Source organism: Citrobacter sp. RHBSTW-00524 (assembly GCF_013747755.1).
GTDB classification, from domain to species: Bacteria; Pseudomonadota; Gammaproteobacteria; order Enterobacterales; family Enterobacteriaceae; genus Citrobacter; species Citrobacter braakii.
The window spans coordinates 483,438-503,348 of sequence record NZ_CP056421.1; the positions used below are offsets into that span (position 1 = coordinate 483,438).

Annotated in this window: 24 protein-coding genes; 19 read left to right on the forward strand and 5 right to left on the reverse strand. The window is 52.4% G+C overall.

Going from position 1 to position 19,911, the window contains the following annotated elements; translation table 11 throughout:
• Position 1: 1 nt before the first annotated feature.
• From HV229_RS02365 to HV229_RS02390, 6 genes are all read left to right on the forward strand, one after another.
• Positions 2–199 carry a DUF2065 family protein gene (locus HV229_RS02365; protein ID WP_019078201.1) on the forward strand — a complete coding sequence of 66 codons (198 nt, stop codon included), beginning with the start codon at positions 2–4 and terminating at the stop codon, positions 197–199.
• Between the two features lie 102 nt (positions 200–301).
• Positions 302–1,600, forward strand: a complete 1,299-nt coding sequence (purA, locus tag HV229_RS02370) for an adenylosuccinate synthase (RefSeq protein WP_003025606.1) — start codon at positions 302–304, stop codon at positions 1,598–1,600.
• Between the two features lie 216 nt (positions 1,601–1,816).
• A complete protein-coding gene (gene nsrR, locus HV229_RS02375; RefSeq protein WP_003025609.1) occupies positions 1,817–2,242 on the forward strand; it encodes a nitric oxide-sensing transcriptional repressor NsrR in 426 nt (141 codons plus the stop codon).
• 38 nt (positions 2,243–2,280) lie between these two features.
• Positions 2,281–4,743 (forward strand): ribonuclease R, encoded by a 2,463-nt coding sequence (gene rnr, locus HV229_RS02380; protein ID WP_016151418.1) that lies wholly within the window; start codon positions 2,281–2,283, stop codon positions 4,741–4,743.
• Between the two features lie 70 nt (positions 4,744–4,813).
• On the forward strand, positions 4,814–5,545 hold the full coding sequence (rlmB, locus tag HV229_RS02385; protein WP_003830482.1) for a 23S rRNA (guanosine(2251)-2'-O)-methyltransferase RlmB: 732 nt from the start codon (positions 4,814–4,816) through the stop codon (positions 5,543–5,545).
• A 129-nt stretch (positions 5,546–5,674) separates the two neighbouring features.
• The gene (locus tag HV229_RS02390; RefSeq protein ID WP_095715635.1) at positions 5,675–7,297 is read left to right on the forward strand and encodes an isovaleryl-CoA dehydrogenase; all 1,623 of its coding nucleotides are present in this window, start codon (positions 5,675–5,677) and stop codon (positions 7,295–7,297) included.
• A gap of 85 nt (positions 7,298–7,382) precedes the next feature.
• Here the strand turns inward: HV229_RS02390 and yjfN are convergent, their stop codons facing one another.
• Positions 7,383–7,658 carry a DUF1471 family protease activator YjfN gene (gene yjfN / locus HV229_RS02395; RefSeq protein ID WP_016155512.1) on the reverse strand — a complete coding sequence of 92 codons (276 nt, stop codon included), beginning with the start codon at positions 7,656–7,658 and terminating at the stop codon, positions 7,383–7,385.
• A gap of 147 nt (positions 7,659–7,805) precedes the next feature.
• Complete coding sequence (gene bsmA / locus HV229_RS02400) at positions 7,806–8,135, reverse strand: biofilm peroxide resistance protein BsmA (RefSeq protein WP_029139740.1); 330 nt, start codon at positions 8,133–8,135, stop codon at positions 7,806–7,808.
• A gap of 181 nt (positions 8,136–8,316) precedes the next feature.
• Here bsmA and yjfP point away from each other — a divergent pair, with 181 nt between their 5' ends.
• Positions 8,317–9,066, forward strand: coding sequence for an esterase (gene yjfP / locus HV229_RS02405; protein ID WP_016155514.1), 750 nt, complete (start codon positions 8,317–8,319; stop codon positions 9,064–9,066).
• On the opposite strand, the gene ulaR is transcribed toward yjfP, so the two are convergent.
• Both ulaR and ulaG read right to left on the reverse strand, forming a co-directional pair.
• Entirely contained in the window at positions 9,063–9,818 is a 756-nt protein-coding gene (gene ulaR / locus HV229_RS02410) for an HTH-type transcriptional regulator UlaR (protein WP_016151423.1), read from the reverse strand. The genes yjfP and ulaR overlap by 4 nt on opposite strands.
• Before the next feature lie 104 nt (positions 9,819–9,922).
• Positions 9,923–10,987: an L-ascorbate 6-phosphate lactonase gene (ulaG, locus tag HV229_RS02415; RefSeq protein WP_016151424.1), complete on the reverse strand. Its 1,065-nt coding sequence runs from the start codon at positions 10,985–10,987 to the stop codon at positions 9,923–9,925.
• Between the two features lie 367 nt (positions 10,988–11,354).
• On the opposite strand from ulaG, the gene ulaA reads away from it, so the two are divergent.
• Genes ulaA through HV229_RS02445 form a run of 6 tightly spaced genes read left to right on the forward strand, consistent with a single transcriptional unit; the run spans position 11,355 to position 15,765 of the window.
• Complete coding sequence (ulaA, locus tag HV229_RS02420) at positions 11,355–12,752, forward strand: PTS ascorbate transporter subunit IIC (RefSeq protein WP_047358895.1); 1,398 nt, start codon at positions 11,355–11,357, stop codon at positions 12,750–12,752.
• Positions 12,753–12,767: 15 nt separating this feature from the next.
• On the forward strand, positions 12,768–13,073 hold the full coding sequence (gene ulaB, locus HV229_RS02425) for a PTS ascorbate transporter subunit IIB (protein ID WP_016151426.1): 306 nt from the start codon (positions 12,768–12,770) through the stop codon (positions 13,071–13,073).
• An 11-nt stretch (positions 13,074–13,084) separates the two neighbouring features.
• Positions 13,085–13,552, forward strand: coding sequence for a PTS ascorbate transporter subunit IIA (ulaC, locus tag HV229_RS02430; RefSeq protein WP_016151427.1), 468 nt, complete (start codon positions 13,085–13,087; stop codon positions 13,550–13,552).
• Positions 13,553–13,564: 12 nt separating this feature from the next.
• On the forward strand, positions 13,565–14,215 hold the full coding sequence (gene ulaD, locus HV229_RS02435; protein ID WP_046275837.1) for a 3-keto-L-gulonate-6-phosphate decarboxylase UlaD: 651 nt from the start codon (positions 13,565–13,567) through the stop codon (positions 14,213–14,215).
• Positions 14,216–14,224: 9 nt separating this feature from the next.
• Positions 14,225–15,079 carry an L-ribulose-5-phosphate 3-epimerase gene (locus HV229_RS02440; protein WP_181546825.1) on the forward strand — a complete coding sequence of 285 codons (855 nt, stop codon included), beginning with the start codon at positions 14,225–14,227 and terminating at the stop codon, positions 15,077–15,079.
• Positions 15,079–15,765: an L-ribulose-5-phosphate 4-epimerase gene (locus HV229_RS02445; RefSeq protein ID WP_181546827.1), complete on the forward strand. Its 687-nt coding sequence runs from the start codon at positions 15,079–15,081 to the stop codon at positions 15,763–15,765. The genes HV229_RS02440 and HV229_RS02445 overlap by 1 nt, the downstream gene beginning before the upstream one ends.
• A 130-nt stretch (positions 15,766–15,895) precedes the next feature.
• Here HV229_RS02445 and yjfY read toward each other — a convergent pair whose 3' ends face one another.
• Positions 15,896–16,171, reverse strand: a complete 276-nt coding sequence (gene yjfY, locus HV229_RS02450) for a DUF1471 family protein YjfY (RefSeq protein WP_016155520.1) — start codon at positions 16,169–16,171, stop codon at positions 15,896–15,898.
• Positions 16,172–16,468: 297 nt separating this feature from the next.
• On the opposite strand from yjfY, the gene HV229_RS02455 reads away from it, so the two are divergent.
• From HV229_RS02455 to HV229_RS02480, 6 genes are all read left to right on the forward strand, one after another.
• Entirely contained in the window at positions 16,469–17,233 is a 765-nt protein-coding gene (locus HV229_RS02455) for a TSUP family transporter (protein ID WP_181546829.1), read from the forward strand.
• Positions 17,234–17,392: 159 nt separating this feature from the next.
• A complete protein-coding gene (gene rpsF / locus HV229_RS02460) occupies positions 17,393–17,788 on the forward strand; it encodes a 30S ribosomal protein S6 (RefSeq protein WP_016151433.1) in 396 nt (131 codons plus the stop codon).
• Between the two features lie 6 nt (positions 17,789–17,794).
• Complete coding sequence (priB, locus tag HV229_RS02465) at positions 17,795–18,109, forward strand: primosomal replication protein N (RefSeq protein WP_003025674.1); 315 nt, start codon at positions 17,795–17,797, stop codon at positions 18,107–18,109.
• Positions 18,110–18,113: 4 nt separating this feature from the next.
• Positions 18,114–18,341, forward strand: coding sequence for a 30S ribosomal protein S18 (gene rpsR, locus HV229_RS02470; RefSeq protein ID WP_000135199.1), 228 nt, complete (start codon positions 18,114–18,116; stop codon positions 18,339–18,341).
• 41 nt (positions 18,342–18,382) lie between these two features.
• Positions 18,383–18,832: a 50S ribosomal protein L9 gene (gene rplI, locus HV229_RS02475; RefSeq protein WP_003025676.1), complete on the forward strand. Its 450-nt coding sequence runs from the start codon at positions 18,383–18,385 to the stop codon at positions 18,830–18,832.
• Positions 18,833–18,975: 143 nt separating this feature from the next.
• The gene (locus HV229_RS02480) at positions 18,976–19,899 is read left to right on the forward strand and encodes a DMT family transporter (protein ID WP_019078212.1); all 924 of its coding nucleotides are present in this window, start codon (positions 18,976–18,978) and stop codon (positions 19,897–19,899) included.
• Positions 19,900–19,911 lie beyond the last annotated feature (12 nt).

The window sequence follows — 19,911 nt, forward strand, 5'->3', positions numbered from 1 at the left end:
GATGAATTCAACAATTTTGCTGGCGCTCGCGCTGGTTTTGGTGCTGGAAGGCCTGGGCCCTATGCTTTATCCCCGCGCGTGGAAGAAAATGATTTCCGCAATGGCGCAACTTCCCGAAAATACTTTGCGTCGTTTTGGTGGAGGTCTTGTGGTTGCGGGCGTTGTGGTCTACTACATGTTGAGGAAAACGATTGGCTGATCAATAAGTAGCCTATTTTGCGGATTTTCGCATGCAAAAAGTGCTGTATATCTGAAAAAGCGGTGGTAGAATCCATTTTTAAGCAAACGGTGATTTTGAAAAATGGGTAACAACGTCGTCGTACTGGGCACCCAATGGGGTGACGAAGGTAAAGGGAAGATCGTCGATCTTCTGACTGAACGGGCTAAATATGTTGTGCGCTACCAGGGTGGTCACAACGCAGGCCATACTCTCGTAATCAACGGTGAAAAAACCGTCCTCCATCTTATTCCATCAGGTATTCTTCGCGAGAATGTCATCAGCATCATCGGTAACGGTGTTGTACTGTCTCCGTCCGCGCTGATGAAAGAAATGAAAGGACTGGAAGATCGTGGCATCCCGGTTCGCGAGCGCCTGCTGTTGTCTGAAGCTTGTCCGCTGATCCTTGATTATCACGTTGCGTTGGATAATGCTCGTGAGAAAGCGCGTGGCGAGAAAGCGATCGGTACTACCGGTCGTGGCATCGGTCCGGCTTATGAAGACAAAGTAGCTCGTCGCGGTCTGCGCGTTGGCGATCTGTTTGATAAAGCAACCTTCGCTGAAAAACTGAAAGAAGTGATGGAATATCACAACTTCCAGCTGGTGAATTTCTATAAAGTTGAAGCAGTTGACTACCAGAAAGTGCTGGATGATGTGATGGCGATTGCCGACATCCTGACCTCTATGGTTGTTGATGTTTCCGATCTGCTGGACCAGGCGCGTAAGCGTGGCGATTTCGTCATGTTCGAAGGCGCACAGGGTACCCTGCTGGATATCGACCACGGTACCTATCCGTACGTAACGTCTTCCAACACCACCGCAGGTGGCGTGGCTACCGGCTCCGGCCTGGGTCCACGTTATGTGGATTACGTCCTGGGTATTATCAAAGCTTACTCAACACGTGTAGGCGCGGGTCCGTTCCCGACCGAGCTGTTTGATGACGTTGGCGAGTTCCTGTGCAAACAAGGTAACGAGTATGGCGCGACCACCGGTCGTCGTCGTCGCACCGGTTGGCTGGACTCCGTTGCGGTACGCCGTGCAGTACAGATTAACTCCCTGTCTGGCTTCTGCCTGACCAAACTGGACGTACTGGACGGTTTGAAAGAGGTGAAAATTTGTGTCGCTTATCGTATGCCGGATGGCCGTGAAGTAACGACTACCCCGCTGGCTGCAGACGACTGGAAAGGTATCGAGCCGATCTACGAAACCATGCCGGGCTGGTCTGAATCCACCTTCGGGGTGAAGGAACGTAGCGGTCTGCCGCAGGCAGCACTGAACTACATCAAACGTATTGAAGAACTGACCGGTGTGCCGATTGATATTATCTCAACTGGCCCAGACCGTACTGAAACCATGATCCTGCGCGACCCGTTCGACGCATAATTCTGGTTATAGCGTGGCGTCGAATGGCGCTGCGCTTGCACTATCTTAGGCCGGATGAGGCGCTTTGCATCATAATCCGGCTTAAAATCACGTAAGTTCCTCGCTTTTTTCCTTCCTGAACTGAAATAAATTAGCGACCTGGCTGGTGGCTGGTTTATCATCAATGTAATTAATACCACCAGGTTTATCCGTTTTATCCCTTTTCCTGAGGTTGATGTGCAGTTAACAAGTTTCACCGATTACGGATTACGTGCGCTAATCTACATGGCGTCACTTCCCGAAGGACGTATGACCAGTATTTCTGAGGTGACAGAAGTCTACGGCGTGTCCCGTAATCATATGGTCAAAATAATCAATCAACTTAGCCGTGCGGGCTTCGTTACTGCTATTCGAGGAAAAAATGGCGGTATCCGCCTGGGTAAACCAGCTAAGGATATTGGTATTGGTGATGTGGTTCGCGAGCTGGAACCACTATCGTTGGTCAATTGTAGCAGCGAGTTTTGCCACATTACCCCAGCCTGTCGACTTAAACAGGCGCTTTCTAAGGCAGTGCAAAGTTTTCTCACGGAACTGGACAACTACACACTTGCTGATTTGGTTGAAGAGAATCAACCGCTTTATAAATTATTGCTGGTGGAGTGACGAAAATCTTCATCAGAGCTGACAATGGAGGAACCTCGATGTCACAAGATCCTTTCCAGGAACGCGAAGCAGAAAAATACGCGAATCCTATCCCGAGCCGGGAATTTATCCTCGAACATTTAACTAAACGTGAAAAACCGGCCAACCGCGATGAGCTGGCCGCTGAACTCAACATTGAAGGTGAAGAGCAGCAAGAAGCGTTGCGTCGCCGCCTGCGCGCCATGGAGCGTGACGGGCAACTGGTCTTCACTCGTCGTCAGTGCTATGCGCTGCCGGAGCGTCTTGACCTGCTGAAAGGTACCGTTATTGGCCACCGTGATGGCTACGGCTTTCTGCGCGTTGAAGGCCGCAAAGATGACCTGTACCTGTCCAGCGAGCAGATGAAAACCTGCATTCATGGCGATCAAGTGTTGGCACAGCCGCTGGGAGCGGACCGTAAAGGTCGTCGCGAAGCGCGTATTGTGCGCGTACTGGTACCGAAAACCAGCCAGATTGTCGGTCGCTACTTCACCGACGCTGGCGTTGGGTTTGTCGTCCCTGACGACAGCCGCCTGAGCTTTGATATCCTGATCCCGCCGGAAGAGGTGATGGGTGCTCGTATGGGCTTTGTGGTCGTGGTTGAGCTGACCCAGCGTCCGACACGTCGCACTAAAGCGGTGGGTAAAATTGTTGAAGTCCTGGGCGACAACATGGGAACCAGCATGGCCGTTGATATGGCGCTGCGTACTCATGAAATCCCGTATATCTGGCCTCAGGCGGTCGAAAAACAGGTCGCCGGACTGAAAGAAGAAGTGCCGGAAGAAGCGAAAGCCGGACGTGTCGATCTGCGCTCCCTGCCGCTGGTCACTATCGATGGCGAAGATGCGCGTGACTTCGATGATGCGGTTTACTGCGAGAAGAAGCGCGGCGGCGGCTGGCGTTTATGGGTGGCGATTGCTGACGTAAGCTATTACGTTCGCCCCCCGACTCCGCTGGACCAGGAAGCGCGCAGCCGTGGCACATCCGTCTACTTCCCATCGCAGGTTGTTCCGATGCTACCGGAAGTGCTGTCTAACGGATTGTGTTCGCTCAACCCGCAGGTGGACAGGCTGTGTATGGTCTGTGAAATGACCATTTCGTCGAAAGGCCGCTTAACAGGCTTTAAATTCTACGAAGCGGTTATGAGCTCCCATGCGCGTCTGACCTACACCAAGGTCTGGCACATGCTGCAGGGCGATCAGGAACTGCGTGAGCAGTACGCGCCGTTGGTTAAACACATCGAAGAGCTGCATAACCTCTACAAAGTGCTGGATAAAGCGCGTGAAGAGCGTGGCGGTATCTCGTTTGAAAGTGAAGAAGCGAAGTTTATCTTCAATGCTGAACGCCGTATTGAGCGTATTGAGCAGACGCAGCGTAATGACGCGCACAAACTGATTGAAGAGTGCATGATCATGGCGAACATCTCAGCGGCGCGATTCGTTGAGAAAGCCAAAGAGCCGGCACTGTTCCGCATTCACGATAAGCCGACGACCGAAGCGATTAATTCGTTCCGTTCGGTGTTGGCAGAGCTGGGGCTGGAGCTGCCCGGCGGTAATAAACCCGAGCCGCGTGATTACGCTGAACTGCTGGAGTCGATTGCTGACCGTCCTGACGCAGAAATGCTGCAAACTATGCTGCTGCGTTCAATGAAGCAGGCGATTTACGATCCGGAAAACCGCGGTCACTTTGGCCTTGCGTTGCAATCTTATGCACACTTCACCTCGCCGATCCGTCGTTACCCGGATCTCTCCTTGCACCGGGCGATTAAGTATCTGCTGGCGCAGGAGCAGGGCCATAAAGGCAACACCACGGAAACGGGTGGCTACCATTATTCGATGGAAGAGATGCTGCAGCTGGGTCAACACTGTTCGATGGCCGAGCGCCGTGCTGACGAAGCTACGCGCGACGTCTCTGACTGGCTGAAGTGCGACTTTATGCTGGATCAGGTAGGTAATGTCTTCAAAGGCGTGATCGCCAGCGTTACCGGGTTTGGTTTCTTCGTCCGTCTTGATGAGCTGTTTATCGACGGTCTGGTGCATGTCTCCTCCCTGGATAACGACTACTATCGTTTTGACCAGGTTGGGCAGCGTCTGACGGGGGAATCCAGCGGTCAAATGTATCGCCTGGGCGATCGCGTGGAAGTTCGCGTGGAAGCGGTCAACATGGACGAGCGTAAAATCGACTTCAGTTTGATCTCCAGCGAACGTGCACCGCGCAATGAAGGTAAAACCGCGCGTGAAAAAGCGAAAAAAGGCGATGCGGGTAAAAATACCGGTAAGCGTCGTCAGATGGGCAAAAAAGTAAATTTCGAGCCGGATAGCGCTTTCCGCGGCGAGAAGAAAGGCAGAGCCAAACCTCAGGCGGATAAAAAAACGGCTGAGAAGAAAGGCGATAAAAAAGCGAAAAAGCCATCGGCAAAAACGCTTAAAATCGCTGCCGCCACCAAAGCTAAACGCGCGACGAAAAAGAAAGTCGCGCAATAACAGCCATAAACAGTAAGTCGGGCAACCTCGCGTTGCCCGCGTTACGCATAAACTATTAACGAGTACATTCATGAGTGAAATGATTTACGGCATCCATGCGGTGCAGGCTCTGCTGGAACGTGCGCCTGAGCGCTTCCAGGACGTCTTTATTCTCAAAGGTCGTGAAGATAAACGCCTGCTGCCGCTGATCCACGCACTGGAAGCACAGGGTGTTGTCATTCAGCTGGCTAACCGCCAGTTCCTGGATGAGAAAAGCGAGGGTGCGGTACATCAGGGAATTATTGCTCGCGTGAAGCCGGGTCGTCAGTATCAGGAAAACGATCTGCCGGATCTGATTGCTACGCTCGATCAGCCGTTCTTTTTGATCCTCGATGGTGTTACCGATCCGCATAACCTGGGGGCATGCCTGCGTAGCGCCGATGCTGCTGGCGTCCATGCTGTTATCGTACCGAAGGATCGTTCTGCGCAGTTGAATGCAACGGCGAAAAAAGTGGCTTGCGGCGCGGCAGAAAGCGTACCGCTGATCCGTGTGACCAACCTGGCGCGCACTATGCGTATGCTGCAGGAAGAGAATATCTGGATCGTCGGAACCGCAGGTGAAGCTGACCATACTCTCTACCAGAGCAAAATGACCGGACGTCTGGCGCTGGTGATGGGCGCAGAGGGTGAAGGTATGCGTCGTTTGACCCGCGAACACTGTGACGAACTGATCAGCATCCCGATGGCTGGGAGCGTTTCGTCGCTGAACGTTTCAGTTGCGACGGGCATCTGCCTGTTTGAGGCTGTACGCCAGCGCGGCTAAACTATCTCCCTCATTTCTATCTTCTCTCAAGCCATCCTTCGGGATGGCTTTTTTGTGACCGTTGTCCCATGCGTGCTGCCTTCTGCCTGACCATACTTAAGGTGACGGCCATTGACGGAGGGAGACACAATGCACTGGCAAACGCATACCGTTTTTAACCAACCTGTACCGCTCAATAACAGCAACTTATATCTGTCCGATGGCGCGCTGTGTGAAGCGGTTATCCGTGAAGGCGCTGGCTGGGACAGCGATCTTCTCGCCAGTATTGGTCAGCAGCTAGGGACTGCCGAGTCGCTCGAGCTTGGCCGTCTGGCCAATGCTTTTCCACCCGAGTTGTTGCGCTACGACTCGCAGGGTCAGCGGCTGGATGATGTGCGTTTTCATCCTGCCTGGCATTTACTGATGCAGGGATTGTGCGCCAATCGCGTACATAATCTGGCCTGGGAAGAAGACGCGAGGCAGGGAACATTTGTTGCCCGGGCGGCCCGTTTCATGCTGCATGCGCAGGTGGAAGCGGGCACGTTGTGTCCGGTTACCATGACTTTTGCCGCCACGCCGTTGTTACTTCAGATGTTACCTGCCCCCTTTCACGACTGGTTTACGCCGCTGCTAAGCGACCGTTATGACTCGCATTTACTGCCCGGAGGGCAAAAGCGTGGGTTATTGATCGGCATGGGAATGACCGAGAAGCAGGGGGGGTCAGATGTGCTGAGCAATACCACTCAGGCAGAACGTCTTACAGACGGCTCGTATCGGCTGGTGGGACATAAGTGGTTTTTCTCCGTGCCGCAAAGCGATGCCCATTTGGTACTGGCCCAGGCAAAGGGAGGCTTATCCTGCTTTTTAGTACCGCGATTTTTACCCGACGGGCAGCGTAATGCTATCCGTCTGGAGCGGCTGAAAGATAAGTTAGGCAATCGCTCCAACGCCAGCTGCGAGGTTGAATTCCACGATGCGATTGGCTGGCTATTGGGTGAAGAAGGGGAAGGTATACGTCATATCCTGAAAATGGGTGGGATGACGCGTTTTGACTGTGCGCTCGGCAGTCATGGCATGATGCGACGTGCTTTTTCTGTCGCGATTTACCATGCGCACCAGCGACAGGTTTTTGGCAAACCATTGATTGAACAACCGATGATGCGCCAGGTATTAGGTCGGATGGCGCTCCAACTGGAAGGTCAGACGGCGTTACTGTTCCGACTGGCGCGGGCCTGGGACCGTCGCGCTGATGCCCAAGAATCTCTGTGGGCCAGGTTGTTCACACCAGCAGCGAAATTCTCTGTTTGCAAGGCCGGTATGCCGTTTGTTGCAGAGGCGATGGAAGTGCTCGGCGGGATTGGCTACTGCGAGGAGAGTGAATTGCCGCGCCTGTATCGTGAGATGCCGGTAAACAGTATCTGGGAGGGCTCTGGCAACATTATGTGCCTCGATGTATTGCGGGTGCTGACAAAACAACCCGGCATATACGATATGCTCAGCGAAGCCTTTGCTGAGGTAAAAGGGCAAGACCGACATTACGATCGAAGGGTACGTCAACTACAGCAGCGTTTACGTAAACCCAGCGAGGAGTTGGGACGGGAGATTACACAGCAGCTTTTCCTGCTCGGTTGCGGGGCGCAGATGTTGCGCTATGCCTCTCCGCCAGTGGCGCAGGCCTGGTGTCAAATGATGATCGATACGCGTGGTGGACTACGATTGTCCGAGCAGGTGCTGAACGACTTGCTCCTGCGGGCAACGGGGGGATTACGGTAATAATATGCCTGATGGCGACGCTGGCGCGCCTTATCATGCCTACATTCAATGTAGGCCGGATAAGTTTACGCCATCCGGCAATCTGTTAAGCATAGAGAATGGCCTGTACGCGCCAGTTGTCGGGCTGCTGGTCTTCGTACATCTGAATGATCCGATACCATGAGGCACCCTGTTCATCCGCTTTTAACGCGATTACTCGTTCTACATCCTGCGGATTCCCTGCAATGTTACTGACAGATATCAGGCCAATTTCGTTCAGGCCTGTAACGCAGTCAGCACTGGCGAACTCGGCAGACTGCGCCGTAGTACCTACCAGTCCGGCAGAAAGCAGCAGTGAGGATAAGGCAAGTGATTGTTTCATCGTCAGCTCCATTATTCGTACCCCTACACACGGCAGGGCATTCCATCGCGATCATAAACCTCAAGCTTCCTGCTGTTGGTTTATTGTGCACAGGTAAACGCATAGCGGCGCAAAGCAATGTAAAGCTGACTAAATTCCAACCCAATGTTATTTACGATACAAAATAGCCTGTGAATACCATTGGCCTGTCACGATGGTTTCATCCACTAATAAAACCACGTAGTAATCAGCTTTTGCCGCGACGGCTTTGTCACGGATCTCTGCCAGCGCATCATCCGGAGAGCCTCTTACCAGTGCGCTGACCGTTCCTATTCGCTGTAACCCATTACTCTGGTCACGGCGGATCTCCTGCGGGTGGTCGGCAACGGGCGGTGCGGGTTGGGGCGTTCCCTGTAGCACGCTACAGGCGCTTAAAAGCATCACCAGCAATAAAGAGGCAAACCGACGCATAACTCTATCTCGTTTCCTGATAGCCATAGTGTAGTGCCTTATCAATTTCCCTTTAGGGGAATGTTCCCGAAGTGTTATCTCTCACGCGATTTTCGAATGAAAATGTTGCGAAAGCGTAACCCAGTTCTCAACATTATGAATCATTGCCGAACACATTCGCTTGCGTTAAGTATTGCTGCATGGCATACCAGAAAAAAAGAGGCGACAAATGATCGAAATTGAAACACGACAGTTGGCTGGTATCCCTGTCTTGCACGCCGTTCCGGCTGGCAAACGCGAGTGTTCACTCCCTTGCATTATTTTCTATCACGGGTTTACATCTTCAAGCCTGGTCTATAGCTATTTTGCCGTTGCTCTGGCTCAGGCCGGATTCCGGGTTGTCATGCCAGATGCGCCCGACCATGGTGCCCGCTTCAACGGTGATGCTCAGGAGCGAATGTTTCGCTTCTGGCATATATTGCAGCAAAACATGCAGGAGTTTACGACGTTACGTGCGGCGCTGGTGGCGGAAAATTGGCTATCAGATGAAAGACTTGCTGTTGCGGGGGCGTCGATGGGAGGCATGACGGCGTTGGGCATTATGGCCCGCCATCCCGAGGTTAAATGTGTAGCCAGCCTGATGGGTTCGGGCTATTTTACCCGTCTTGCACAGACGCTTTTTCCCCCTTTACGGGTCCAGACGCCAGAGCAGCAGGCGGAGTTCGATGCCGTTATCGCACCGCTCGCCGAATGGGACGTTACGCATCAACTACAACGCCTGGCCGACCGACCGTTGCTGTTGTGGCATGGACAGGAGGACGATGTGGTGCCCGCGGTTGAAACCTTCCGCTTACAGCAGGCGCTGATTCAGGCAGGGCTGGATAACAATTTAACCTGCCTGTGGGAAGCGGGCGTACGCCACCGCATCACGCCAGAGGCGCTGGCAGCGACAGTAACGTTTTTTCGCCAGCACCTTTAAACGCGCACGATGCTTACGCCCTGAGCTTCAAGTTGTTGCAGAATCTCAGGGTTAGCGTTTTTGCCGGTAATCAGCATATCGATTTGATCGGCGCGACTGAACAGCATCCCCGCGCGTTCACCGACCTTACTGCTATCGACCAGCACCACCAGTTTACCCACTACGTTAAGCATCTTCTGCTCAGCCATCGCGGTTAGCATATCGGTTTTATACAGTCCGTCCGCGGTCAACCCTTTACCGCTGGTAAACATCCAGTGTCCGGCATACAGGCTATTTTCGCTGCCTTGCGGACTAAGCGTGATGGACTGGCTTTTGTTGTATTGCCCTCCCATGATGATCACGCTGTCATGCTCCTGGTCGATCAGATAGTTCGCCAGCGGCAGATAATTGGTGATGATCTGCACCGGCTTGCCGCACATTTCACGACCAAGCAGGAAGGCGGTTGATCCGCAGTTGATCACCACGCTTTCACCCGCATTTACAAGCTGGGATGCGGCCTTGGCAATGCGAACTTTTTCATCGTGGTTCTGCGCCTGATGCAGATTCATAGGTGTCCAGCGCGGACGTTGCTGGGTGATGGCTTCTGCGCCATTGCGGACTTTCTTGAGTTTGCCGCTTTCGTCGAGTTTATTGATGTCCCGGCGTGCTGTGGCTGGTGAAATCCCCAGACGCTCAATCACGTTCTCAACGGTAACAAAGCCCAACTGCGCCAGCATATCCAGCAATATTTGATGTCTTTGTGCTTCAGTCATGAGCTATTCCGATACAAATTGATTTGAAAAGATGATATTTGAAATAGCCTGGAAATACTAAAGTAAATGGGAAAAAATGCCGGAATAGCCCGGCATTTTTAGGGTCACAAGAAGGATTTAAACGGCAGATCCGGTTCAATCGTGAAGCAGTCATCAAAGCCGCGCGGATAGTGATATTCAAAGTTGTCTTTGTCCAGCGGCCAGGTGAACTTACCGCCCACCTGCCAGATAAACGGCTTAAAGCCATACTTCAGTCGATCTTTTTTCATCTCCCACAGTACGCGGATCTCCTGAGGGTCGGCCTGGAAGTTTGACCAGATGTCATGATGGAAAGGGATCACCACTTTCGTATTCAACGCTTCCGCCATGCGCAGCATGTCGGAGCTGGTCATTTTGTCCGTAATCCCGCGCGGATTCTCACCGTAGGAGCCGAGCGCAACATCGATCTGGTGCTCGTTGCCATGCTTTGCGTAGTAGTTAGAGTAGTGCGAGTCTCCGCTGTGGTACAGCGTTCCGCCCGGTGTTTTGAACAGGTAGTTTACCGCACGTGCATCCATACCATCCGGCAGCACACCTGCCGCTTTTTGATCGGCAGGTAGCGTGATTAATGCCGTACGATCAAACGCGTCAAGCGCATGAATTTCAATATCTTTCACTTTCACCACATCGCCTGGTTTTACCACGATGCAGCGCTCTTTTGGCACACCCCAACCGATCCACAGATCCACACAGGTTTGCGGCCCGATAAATGGCACGTCATCGGCGCAGTTTTGCATGACGGCGGCCGCGACATTCACGTCGATGTGATCGTTATGATCGTGTGTCGCCAGCACCGCATCGATCTGTCGAATTGCAAACGGATCAAGAACAAACGGCGTGGTGCGCAGGTTTGGCTGCAGTTTCTTCACCCCAGCCATGCGCTGCATCTGGTGGCCAGTTTTCATTAGCGGGTTGCCGTGACTCTGTTTACCCGTTCCGCACCAGAAATCGACGCAGATGTTCGTCCCGCCTTCCGACTTCAGCCAGATGCCGGTACAGCCAAGCCACCACATAGCGAATGTGCCCGGGGCGACCTGCTCCTGTTCGATCTCTTCATTCAGCCAACTTCCCCACTCCGGGAATGTGCTCAGGATCCATGATTCACGCGTGATGCTTTTTACTTTACTCATCGCATTTACCTTCATATTTATTCAGATTAAGTCAATTTATGATTTGTTTTGATTGATATTGGCATCATTTTTTCAAGAAGGCAATGCGTTGATTTTTGGTGTTCAGCGGGGAAATGTGAGAAAATCACAGCGTGACAGGATGGTTTACTTGAGTGTTTGTTTTGTATTTTATTGTTTTAATAGAGTTTATTTTGGAAATGATGAATTAGAAGTAAAGCCAATCCACAAGTGTGTGAATTATTTGCGTACTGCATCACATTTAATCAAATTCAATCTTGTTGTGATTACTTTTGAAAACTAGAGTGAGGGCACAACATCCTGGGCATCTGTAATGAATGTTCAGCAACTTCGTCTACTGGAGATCGTTATGGAGATCCTCTACAACATCTTTACCGTCTTTTTTAATCAGGTTATGACCAACGCGCCCTTGCTGTTGGGTATTGTGACCTGTCTTGGTTACATCCTGCTGCGTAAAAGCGTCAGCGTTATTATCAAAGGCACGATCAAAACGATTATCGGTTTTATGTTGCTGCAAGCGGGATCGGGCATTCTGACCAGCACGTTTAAACCGGTGGTGGCGAAGATGTCCGAAGTTTACGGTATCAATGGTGCGATTTCCGATACCTATGCCTCCATGATGGCAACCATCGAACGTATGGGCGATGCCTATAGTTGGGTGGGTTATGCTGTGCTGTTGGCGCTGGCGCTGAATATTTGTTACGTACTGCTACGGCGTATTACCGGCATTCGCACCATCATGCTGACCGGCCACATTATGTTCCAGCAGGCGGGCTTGATTGCCGTCTCTCTCTTCATCTTCGGTTACCCGATGTGGACCACCATCATCTGCACCGCTGTGCTGGTGTCCCTCTACTGGGGCATTACTTCCAATATGATGTACAAGCCGACGCAGGAAGTGACCGACGGCTGCGGTTTTTCCATCGGTCACCAGCAGCAGTTCGCTTCATGGATTGCCTACAAAGTCGCGCCTTATCTGGGTAAGAAAGAGGAGAGTGTTGAAGATCTGAAGCTGCCGGGCTGGCTGAATATCTTCCATGACAACATCGTTTCTACCGCGATTGTTATGACCCTCTTCTTCGGCGCGATCCTGCTCTCTTTCGGTATTGATGTGGTTCAGGCGATGGCGGGTAAAACCCACTGGACGGTCTATATCCTGCAGACCGGTTTTTCGTTTGCCGTCGCTATTTTCATCATCACTCAGGGCGTACGTATGTTCGTTGCTGAGCTTTCAGAAGCGTTCAACGGTATCTCTCAACGTCTGATCCCGGGTGCAGTGCTGGCTATCGACTGCGCGGCGATTTATAGCTTTGCGCCCAACGCGGTGGTCTGGGGCTTTATGTGGGGCACCATCGGCCAACTGATTGCGGTGGGCATCCTGGTGGGTTGCGGCTCTTCTATTCTGATTATCCCTGGCTTTATTCCGATGTTCTTCTCGAACGCGACTATCGGCGTGTTTGCTAACCACTTTGGCGGCTGGCGCGCGGCGCTCAAGATTTGCCTGGTGATGGGGATGATCGAAATCTTCGGCTGCGTCTGGGCGGTGAAGCTCACCGGGATGAGCGCCTGGATGGGCATGGCGGACTGGTCAATTCTGGCGCCGCCGATGATGCAGGGCTTTGCCTCCATCGGCATCGTGTTTATGGCCGTCATTATTCTGATTGCACTGGCTTATATGTTTTTCGCAGGACGCACCTTGCGCGCTGAGGAAGACGCAGAAAAACAACTGGCAGAACACTCTGCTTAATAAGGAGTTCCGATTATGACCGTACGTATTTTGGCTGTATGTGGCAATGGGCAGGGGAGTTCCATGATCATGAAGATGAAGGTGGATCAGTTTTTAACCCAGTCAAATATTGACCATACGGTAAACAGTTGCGCAGTAGGCGAATACAAAAGTGAACTGAGCGGCGCGGATATCATCATCGCTTCTACCCATATCGCCGGTGAGATTACCGTATCAGGCAATAAATATGTTGTTGGCGTACGCAACATGCTGTCTCCCGCCGATTTTGGACCAAAACTGCTGGAAGTGATCAACGCGCATTTCCCTCAGGACGTGAAGTAAGGAGGCGGCCTATGAAATTACGTGATTCGCTGGCAGACAATAACGCCATCCTTTTACAGGCCGAGGCCAGCTCCTGGCAGGAAGCGGTAAAGCTGAGCGTGGATCTGCTGGTTAAGGCTGATGTGGTTGAACCACGCTACTACCAGGCCATCCTCGACGGAGTCGAACAGTTCGGCCCGTATTTCGTGATTGCGCCCGGCCTGGCGATGCCGCACGGCCGTCCGGAGGAGGGGGTCAAGAAAACCGGTTTTGCGCTGGTGACGCTGAAAACACCACTGGTGTTTAACCACGAAGATAACGACCCGGTCGACATCCTGATCACCATGGCGGCAGTAGACGCCAACACACATCAGGAAGTCGGCATCATGCAGATCGTGAATCTTTTTGACGACGAAGCCAATTTCGACCGTTTACGTGCCTGCCGTACCGCGCAGGAAGTGCTGGATTTAATTGATAACGCCACTGCGGCGGCTGTTTAAAAGGATACCAAAATGTCATTACCTATGTTGCAGGTTGCGCTGGATAACCAATCAATGTCTTCCGCCTATGAAACGACGCGTCTGATTGCCGAAGAGGTCGATATCATTGAGGTGGGCACGATTCTTTGCGTGGCAGAGGGGGTGCGCGCCGTACGCGATCTGAAGGCGCTTTATCCGCATAAAATTGTGCTGGCGGATGCCAAAATCGCCGACGCGGGTAAAATCCTCTCGCGCATGTGTTTCGAAGCCAATGCTGACTGGGTTACCGTCATCTGCTGCGCGGATATCAACACCACCAGGGGGGCGCTGGAGGTGGCGAAAGAATTTAACGGCGACGTGCAGATTGAACTGACTGGTTACTGGACCTGGGAGCAGGCGCAGGAGTGGCGTGACGCGGGCATTGGGCAAGTGGTATATCACCGCAGCCGTGACGCGCAGGCGGCGGGTGTGGCGTGGGGAGAGGCAGATATCAGCGCCATCAAACGCCTTTCTGATATGGGCTTTAAGGTCACCGTCACCGGCGGCCTGGCGCTGGAGGATCTGCCGCTGTTCCAGGGGATCCCTATCCACGTTTTTATTGCCGGACGCAGCATTCGCGATGCCGCCTCTCCGGTAGACGCTGCGCGTCAGTTCAAACGTTCCATCGCCCAACTGTGGGGATAAGGAGCGATTATGCTGTCGAAACAGGTCCCGCTCGGTATCTATGAAAAAGCGCTCCCCGGCGGGGAGTGCTGGCTGGAACGCTTGCAGCTGGCGAAGGAACTGGGCTTTGATTTTGTCGAAATATCGGTTGATGAAACCGACGATCGCCTGGCGCGTCTTGACTGGTGCCGCGAGCAGCGACTGGCGCTGGTGGCCGCTATCGCCGAGACAGGGATACGCGTACCGTCCATGTGCCTGAGCGCTCATCGTCGTTTCCCGCTTGGCAGTGAAGATGATGCGGTGCGCGAACAGGGGCTGGAGATCATGCGCAAAGCCATTCAGTTTGCGCAGGATATCGGTATTCGCGTTATTCAACTGGCGGGTTACGACGTCTATTACCAGCAGGCCAATAACGAAACGCGTCGTCGGTTTCGCGATGGGCTGAAAGAGAGCGTGGAGATGGCGAGCCGCGCGCAGGTGACGCTGGCGATGGAAATCATGGATTATCCGCTGATGAACTCGATCAGCAAGGCACTGGGTTATGCCCACTATCTCAACAATCCGTGGTTCCAGTTGTATCCCGATATTGGCAATTTGTCGGCGTGGGATAACGACGTGCAGATGGAGCTGCAGGCTGGGATGGGTCATATCGTTGCCGTACACGTGAAGGATACCAAACCTGGTGTATTCAAAAATGTGCCGTTTGGTGAAGGGGTTGTTGAGTTCGAACGTTGTTTTGCGACGCTCAAACAGAGTGGGTACTGCGGACCATACCTGATTGAGATGTGGAGTGAAACGTCGGACGACCCGGCACGTGAAGTCGCGAAGGCGCGCGACTGGGTGAAGGCGCGAATGGCCAGCGCAGGTCTGGTGGAGGCGGTGTAATGCAAAAACTTAAACAGCAGGTTTTTGAGGCCAATATGGATTTGCCGCGCTACGGGCTGGTGACGTTCACCTGGGGGAACGTCAGCGCCATTGACCGCGAGCGCGGTCTGGTGGTGATTAAGCCTAGCGGCGTCGACTACCAAACGATGCAGGTAGATGACATGGTGGTTGTGGATCTGGCCGGCAACGTAGTGGAAGGGCGCTATCGTCCTTCTTCTGATACCGCCACCCATCTGGAGCTGTATCGCCGCTATTCTTCTCTCGGCGGCGTGGTGCACACCCACTCAACGCACGCGACGGCATGGGCGCAGGCGGGTCTGGCAATTCCCTCGTTCGGCACGACGCATGCGGATTACTTCTTTGGCGATATTCCCTGCACCAGGGCGTTAACTGAAGCTGAAGTTCAGGGCGAGTATGAGCTAAATACCGGTAAGGTGATTGTCGAAACGCTGGGGGAGGTGGAACCTTTGCATACGCCTGGCGTAGTGGTGTACCAGCATGGCCCGTTTGCCTGGGGCAAGGATGCTCACGATGCGGTACATAACGCCGTGGTGATGGAGGAAGTGGCAAAAATGGCATGGATTGCGCGTGGTATTAATCCGGCTCTTAGCCCCATCGACGGTTATCTGATGAATAAGCATTTCATGCGTAAGCACGGTCCAAACGCCTATTACGGACAGAAGTAACGACTAAGTCCTGGAGCCCAATCATTCAGGGGATGTTATTGATCTGGCTGTGGGACTTTGTTGCAAAAAAAGCCCCCTGTGAAGGGGGCAAATTAAACTGCGGCAATGTTCTCGTTGGTTATTTCTGGTGCTAGCGGTAAATATCTGCACTGGCGTGCATATTTCCGTTACTACCGGGTTCCCTGGTGAGGATCACGTGGTAGTAGGTTGCGCCTTGCGCATCGGTCTCTTCATTCAGGGCCTGAGTGGCTTCACTTTCAGTGGCGAAGTTATGATTTATGTAAATGACGCCTAAGCTCTGCACATCATCCATATTCCTGGCCTGATGATTGTCAATTTTGATGGCTGCCGTTGCATTTGCACTAAGCAAAAGCATAGCCAGAAGGGTCAAAACACGGGCTCGCATATGTACCTCCTCGACTGCGGTCTCTGGTTGCCTCTCTCCTGTGAGTGATTAGCTTCTGATGTAATTTTAACCGTTACCGGCGCAGTCGATAGCGACCATTTCTGATGCAGTTGTTCAAAAAATTACCGCATGACCATCTTTTCTTTTATTAACAGGCCGCTGGTGTGTACCGCGCGGTGAAAAATACCTGTCTTTCGCGCATAAGCACTTACCAAATAGTCAATTTAATCGGGTGAGTACGCCGTTTATAGTGAGCCGGATAATTAATATAACTTTATGATAATAAGGCAAAAACTTATGGATACTTCATTCATGGATTTCAGCTACTTTGTGATTATGTTTATGGTCGCGCTGGTGGCAGGCTTTATTAACGTGGTGTCGGGCGGCGGTGGTTTTCTCTCGATTGGCGCACTGTTAATTTCTGGTTTACCCCCGGCGAATGCGCTGGCAACCAATAAAATTCAGGCGCTGGGCAGCTCGCTGACCTCCGGGATTTATTTTTTACGCCGGGGGCATATCAACGTGCAGGAGCACAAGTATGTGTTTTTATCTGCCTTTATCGGTTCTGCGATGGGAACGACGCTTATCCAGTTCATTGAACCGGAGCTGCTGAAGAAACTGCTCCCGATCCTGATTATCGCGGTCGCTATCTACTTTATTTTGGCGCCAAATCTCAGCGAACCGAAAAGAAAGCAGCAGGTACCCCTGTTTCTCTTCTCGTTGATCGGCGGGGGATGCATTGGCTTTTATGACGGCTTTCTCGGTGCCGGGGCTGGCTCCTTTTATACCCTCAGCTATATCCTGCTGTGGGGATACAGCATCGATAAGGCGCAAATTCACTCGAATTTTATTAACCTGGCGTCCAACATCGCCTCGATATTGTTCTTCATTTTTGGCGGTAAAATGATCTGGTCACTGGGGCTGGTGATGTTTGCCGGGCAGTCCCTCGGCGCACGTCTTGGCGCGACGGTCGTACTAACGCGCGGCAAGAAAGTTATCCGACCCATGATTGTCATTGTCTCCATTTGCATCAGCGTCAAAATGCTGCTGGATATGTATTAATGGCGACATGATAAATAATCGTACAATTACCTTGAGTTTAGTGGCAGGCGCCAGTATTATGACGCGTCAATTTTTCAGCCGACCTTTAACACGTTCCTTGCCTCCCCGGGCCTCGGCTGACCCAGACAGGAGGCTGAATAATCCGTAAGGAGCAATTCGATGCGTCATTACGAAATCGTTTTTATGGTCCATCCTGACCAGAGCGAACAGGTTCCGGGTATGATCGAACGCTACACTGCTGCCATCACTGGTGCAGAAGGCACGATCCACCGTCTGGAAGACTGGGGCCGCCGTCAGCTGGCTTACCCGATCAACAAACTGCACAAAGCTCACTACGTTCTGCTGAACGTTGAAGCGCCGCAGGAAGTGATCGATGAGCTGGAAACTACCTTCCGCTTCAACGATGCCGTTATCCGCAGCATGGTTATGCGTACTAAACACGCTGTTACCGAAGCATCTCCGATGGTTAAAGCGAAAGACGAGCGTCGTGAACGTCGCGATGATTTCGCTAACGAAACCGCAGATGATGCTGAAGCTGGGGATTCTGAAGAGTAATTTCTGATGACCAACCGTCTGGCGTTGTCCGGCACCGTGTGCAGGGCTCCCCTTCGAAAGGTCAGTCCATCAGGAATTCCTCATTGCCAGTTCGTGCTTGAGCATCGTTCTGTGCAGGAGGAAGCCGGGTTTCACCGGCAGGCGTGGTGCCAAATGCCCGTTATTATTAGCGGACACGAAAACCAGGCCATTACTCACAGTATAACGGTCGGTAGCGCAGTGACCGTTCAGGGGTTCATCTCTTGCCACAAGGCAAAGAACGGCCTGAGCAAAATGGTTCTGCATGCCGAGCAGATTGAATTGATAGATTCTGGAGACTAGCCATATGGCACGTTATTTCCGTCGTCGCAAGTTCTGCCGTTTCACCGCGGAAGGCGTTCAAGAGATCGACTATAAAGATATCGCTACGCTGAAAAACTACATCACCGAAAGCGGTAAGATTGTCCCAAGCCGTATCACCGGTACCCGTGCAAAATACCAGCGTCAGCTGGCTCGCGCTATCAAACGCGCTCGCTACCTGTCCCTGCTGCCGTACACTGATCGTCATCAGTAATCGGTCACGGTCCATTAATACGACTTTGAGAGGATAAGGTAATGCAAGTTATTCTGCTTGATAAAGTAGCAAACCTGGGTAGCCTGGGTGATCAGGTTAACGTTAAAGCGGGCTATGCTCGTAACTTCCTGGTACCACAGGGTAAAGCTGTTCCTGCTACCAAGAAAAACGTTGAATTTTTCGAAGCGCGTCGCGCTGAGCTGGAAGCTAAACTGGCTGACGTTCTGTCCGCTGCTGAAGCTCGTGCTGAGAAAATCAACGCACTGGAAACCGTAACCATCGCGTCTAAAGCTGGCGACGAAGGTAAACTGTTCGGTTCCATCGGTACTCGCGACATCGCTGACGCTGTAACTGCAGCTGGCGTTGAAGTAGCTAAGAGCGAAGTTCGTCTGCCGAACGGCGTTCTGCGTACCACTGGTGAGCACGAAGTGAGCTTCCAGGTTCACAGCGAAGTGTTTGCTAAGCTGACTGTAAACGTAGTTGCAGAATAAGTTTTTATTCTGATTACCGCGTAAAAGCGCCGGCCTTGTGTCGGCGTTTTGCTTTTCTGTTCCCTCCGCTTTTCGCTCTGGCTATTCTTTATCCTTTTCGGGATAATCATAAAAATAAAACATTATTTTAAAATGGTGATGGAATGGAACCAACGCACCAACCTCTGTTTGCGCGTAAAAATGTTGTCTACCTGAGCGCAGCGTTCTGCTGTCTGCTGTGGGGGAGCGCCTATCCGGCGATCAAAAGCGGATATGAGATCTTCCAGATTGCCACGGATGACATTCCTTCAAAAATTGTCTTTGCCGGCTATCGCTTCCTGTTTGCTGGATTATTGCTGCTATTGCTGGCGGTGGCGCAGCGTAAACCGATTGGCCGGTTAAGCCCGCGTCAGTACGGTCAGCTCACGCTGTTGGGACTGACGCAAACCTCGCTGCAATACATCTTCTTCTATATTGGCCTGGCGTTCACGACGGGGGTGAAAGGGTCGATCATGAACGCGACCGGCACCTTCTTCAGCGTGCTGCTGGCCCATTTTATCTATCAGAACGACAAGCTGAGCTACAACAAAGTGCTGGGCTGTATCCTGGGTTTTACCGGCGTAATGGTGGTGAACTTTAGCAGCGGACTGGATTTTAGCTTCAGCCTGTTAGGGGACGGTTCAGTGGTGATGGCGGCCTTTATTCTTTCTGCCGCCACGTTATACGGTAAACGCATTTCTCAGACGGTAGACCCGACGGTAATGACAGGATATCAGTTGGGTGTCGGCGGTCTGGCGCTGGTTATCGGCGGCTACGCTTTTGGTGGCACGCTGACCGTACACGGCGCGTCTTCAGTGGCGATTCTGGGCTACCTGACGTTACTCTCTTCGGTCGCTTTTGCGTTATGGAGTATTCTGCTCAAGCATAACCGCGTGGGGATGATTGCGCCGTTTAACTTCCTGATCCCGGTTTCGGGGGCGGTTCTGTCGGCGATATTCCTCGGCGAAAACATTCTCGAATGGAAATATGCGCTGGCGCTGGTGCTGGTCTGTTCCGGGATCTGGTGGGTGAACAAGGTGAAGCGCTGACGCTTCACCTTG

What these genes read in the sequence shown, in the direction of transcription:
- ulaC (WP_016151427.1), top strand. Translation starts at nt 13,085, where the DNA reads ATGAAATTACGTGATTCGCTGGCAGACAATAACGCCATCCTTTTACAG.
- HV229_RS02365 (WP_019078201.1), top strand. Translation starts at nt 2, where the DNA reads ATGAATTCAACAATTTTGCTGGCGCTCGCGCTGGTTTTGGTGCTGGAA.
- HV229_RS02480 (WP_019078212.1), top strand. Translation starts at nt 18,976, where the DNA reads ATGGAACCAACGCACCAACCTCTGTTTGCGCGTAAAAATGTTGTCTAC.
- ulaR (WP_016151423.1), bottom strand. Translation starts at nt 9,818, where the DNA reads ATGACTGAAGCACAAAGACATCAAATATTGCTGGATATGCTGGCGCAG.
- ulaB (WP_016151426.1), top strand. Translation starts at nt 12,768, where the DNA reads ATGACCGTACGTATTTTGGCTGTATGTGGCAATGGGCAGGGGAGTTCC.
- yjfN (WP_016155512.1), bottom strand. Translation starts at nt 7,658, where the DNA reads ATGAAACAATCACTTGCCTTATCCTCACTGCTGCTTTCTGCCGGACTG.
- rnr (WP_016151418.1), top strand. Translation starts at nt 2,281, where the DNA reads ATGTCACAAGATCCTTTCCAGGAACGCGAAGCAGAAAAATACGCGAAT.
- HV229_RS02440 (WP_181546825.1), top strand. Translation starts at nt 14,225, where the DNA reads ATGCTGTCGAAACAGGTCCCGCTCGGTATCTATGAAAAAGCGCTCCCC.
- yjfP (WP_016155514.1), top strand. Translation starts at nt 8,317, where the DNA reads ATGATCGAAATTGAAACACGACAGTTGGCTGGTATCCCTGTCTTGCAC.
- rpsR (WP_000135199.1), top strand. Translation starts at nt 18,114, where the DNA reads ATGGCACGTTATTTCCGTCGTCGCAAGTTCTGCCGTTTCACCGCGGAA.
- ulaG (WP_016151424.1), bottom strand. Translation starts at nt 10,987, where the DNA reads ATGAGTAAAGTAAAAAGCATCACGCGTGAATCATGGATCCTGAGCACA.
- rlmB (WP_003830482.1), top strand. Translation starts at nt 4,814, where the DNA reads ATGAGTGAAATGATTTACGGCATCCATGCGGTGCAGGCTCTGCTGGAA.
- HV229_RS02455 (WP_181546829.1), top strand. Translation starts at nt 16,469, where the DNA reads ATGGATACTTCATTCATGGATTTCAGCTACTTTGTGATTATGTTTATG.
- bsmA (WP_029139740.1), bottom strand. Translation starts at nt 8,135, where the DNA reads ATGGCTATCAGGAAACGAGATAGAGTTATGCGTCGGTTTGCCTCTTTA.
- rpsF (WP_016151433.1), top strand. Translation starts at nt 17,393, where the DNA reads ATGCGTCATTACGAAATCGTTTTTATGGTCCATCCTGACCAGAGCGAA.
- priB (WP_003025674.1), top strand. Translation starts at nt 17,795, where the DNA reads ATGACCAACCGTCTGGCGTTGTCCGGCACCGTGTGCAGGGCTCCCCTT.
- purA (WP_003025606.1), top strand. Translation starts at nt 302, where the DNA reads ATGGGTAACAACGTCGTCGTACTGGGCACCCAATGGGGTGACGAAGGT.
- ulaA (WP_047358895.1), top strand. Translation starts at nt 11,355, where the DNA reads ATGGAGATCCTCTACAACATCTTTACCGTCTTTTTTAATCAGGTTATG.
- rplI (WP_003025676.1), top strand. Translation starts at nt 18,383, where the DNA reads ATGCAAGTTATTCTGCTTGATAAAGTAGCAAACCTGGGTAGCCTGGGT.
- ulaD (WP_046275837.1), top strand. Translation starts at nt 13,565, where the DNA reads ATGTCATTACCTATGTTGCAGGTTGCGCTGGATAACCAATCAATGTCT.
- HV229_RS02390 (WP_095715635.1), top strand. Translation starts at nt 5,675, where the DNA reads ATGCACTGGCAAACGCATACCGTTTTTAACCAACCTGTACCGCTCAAT.
- yjfY (WP_016155520.1), bottom strand. Translation starts at nt 16,171, where the DNA reads ATGCGAGCCCGTGTTTTGACCCTTCTGGCTATGCTTTTGCTTAGTGCA.
- HV229_RS02445 (WP_181546827.1), top strand. Translation starts at nt 15,079, where the DNA reads ATGCAAAAACTTAAACAGCAGGTTTTTGAGGCCAATATGGATTTGCCG.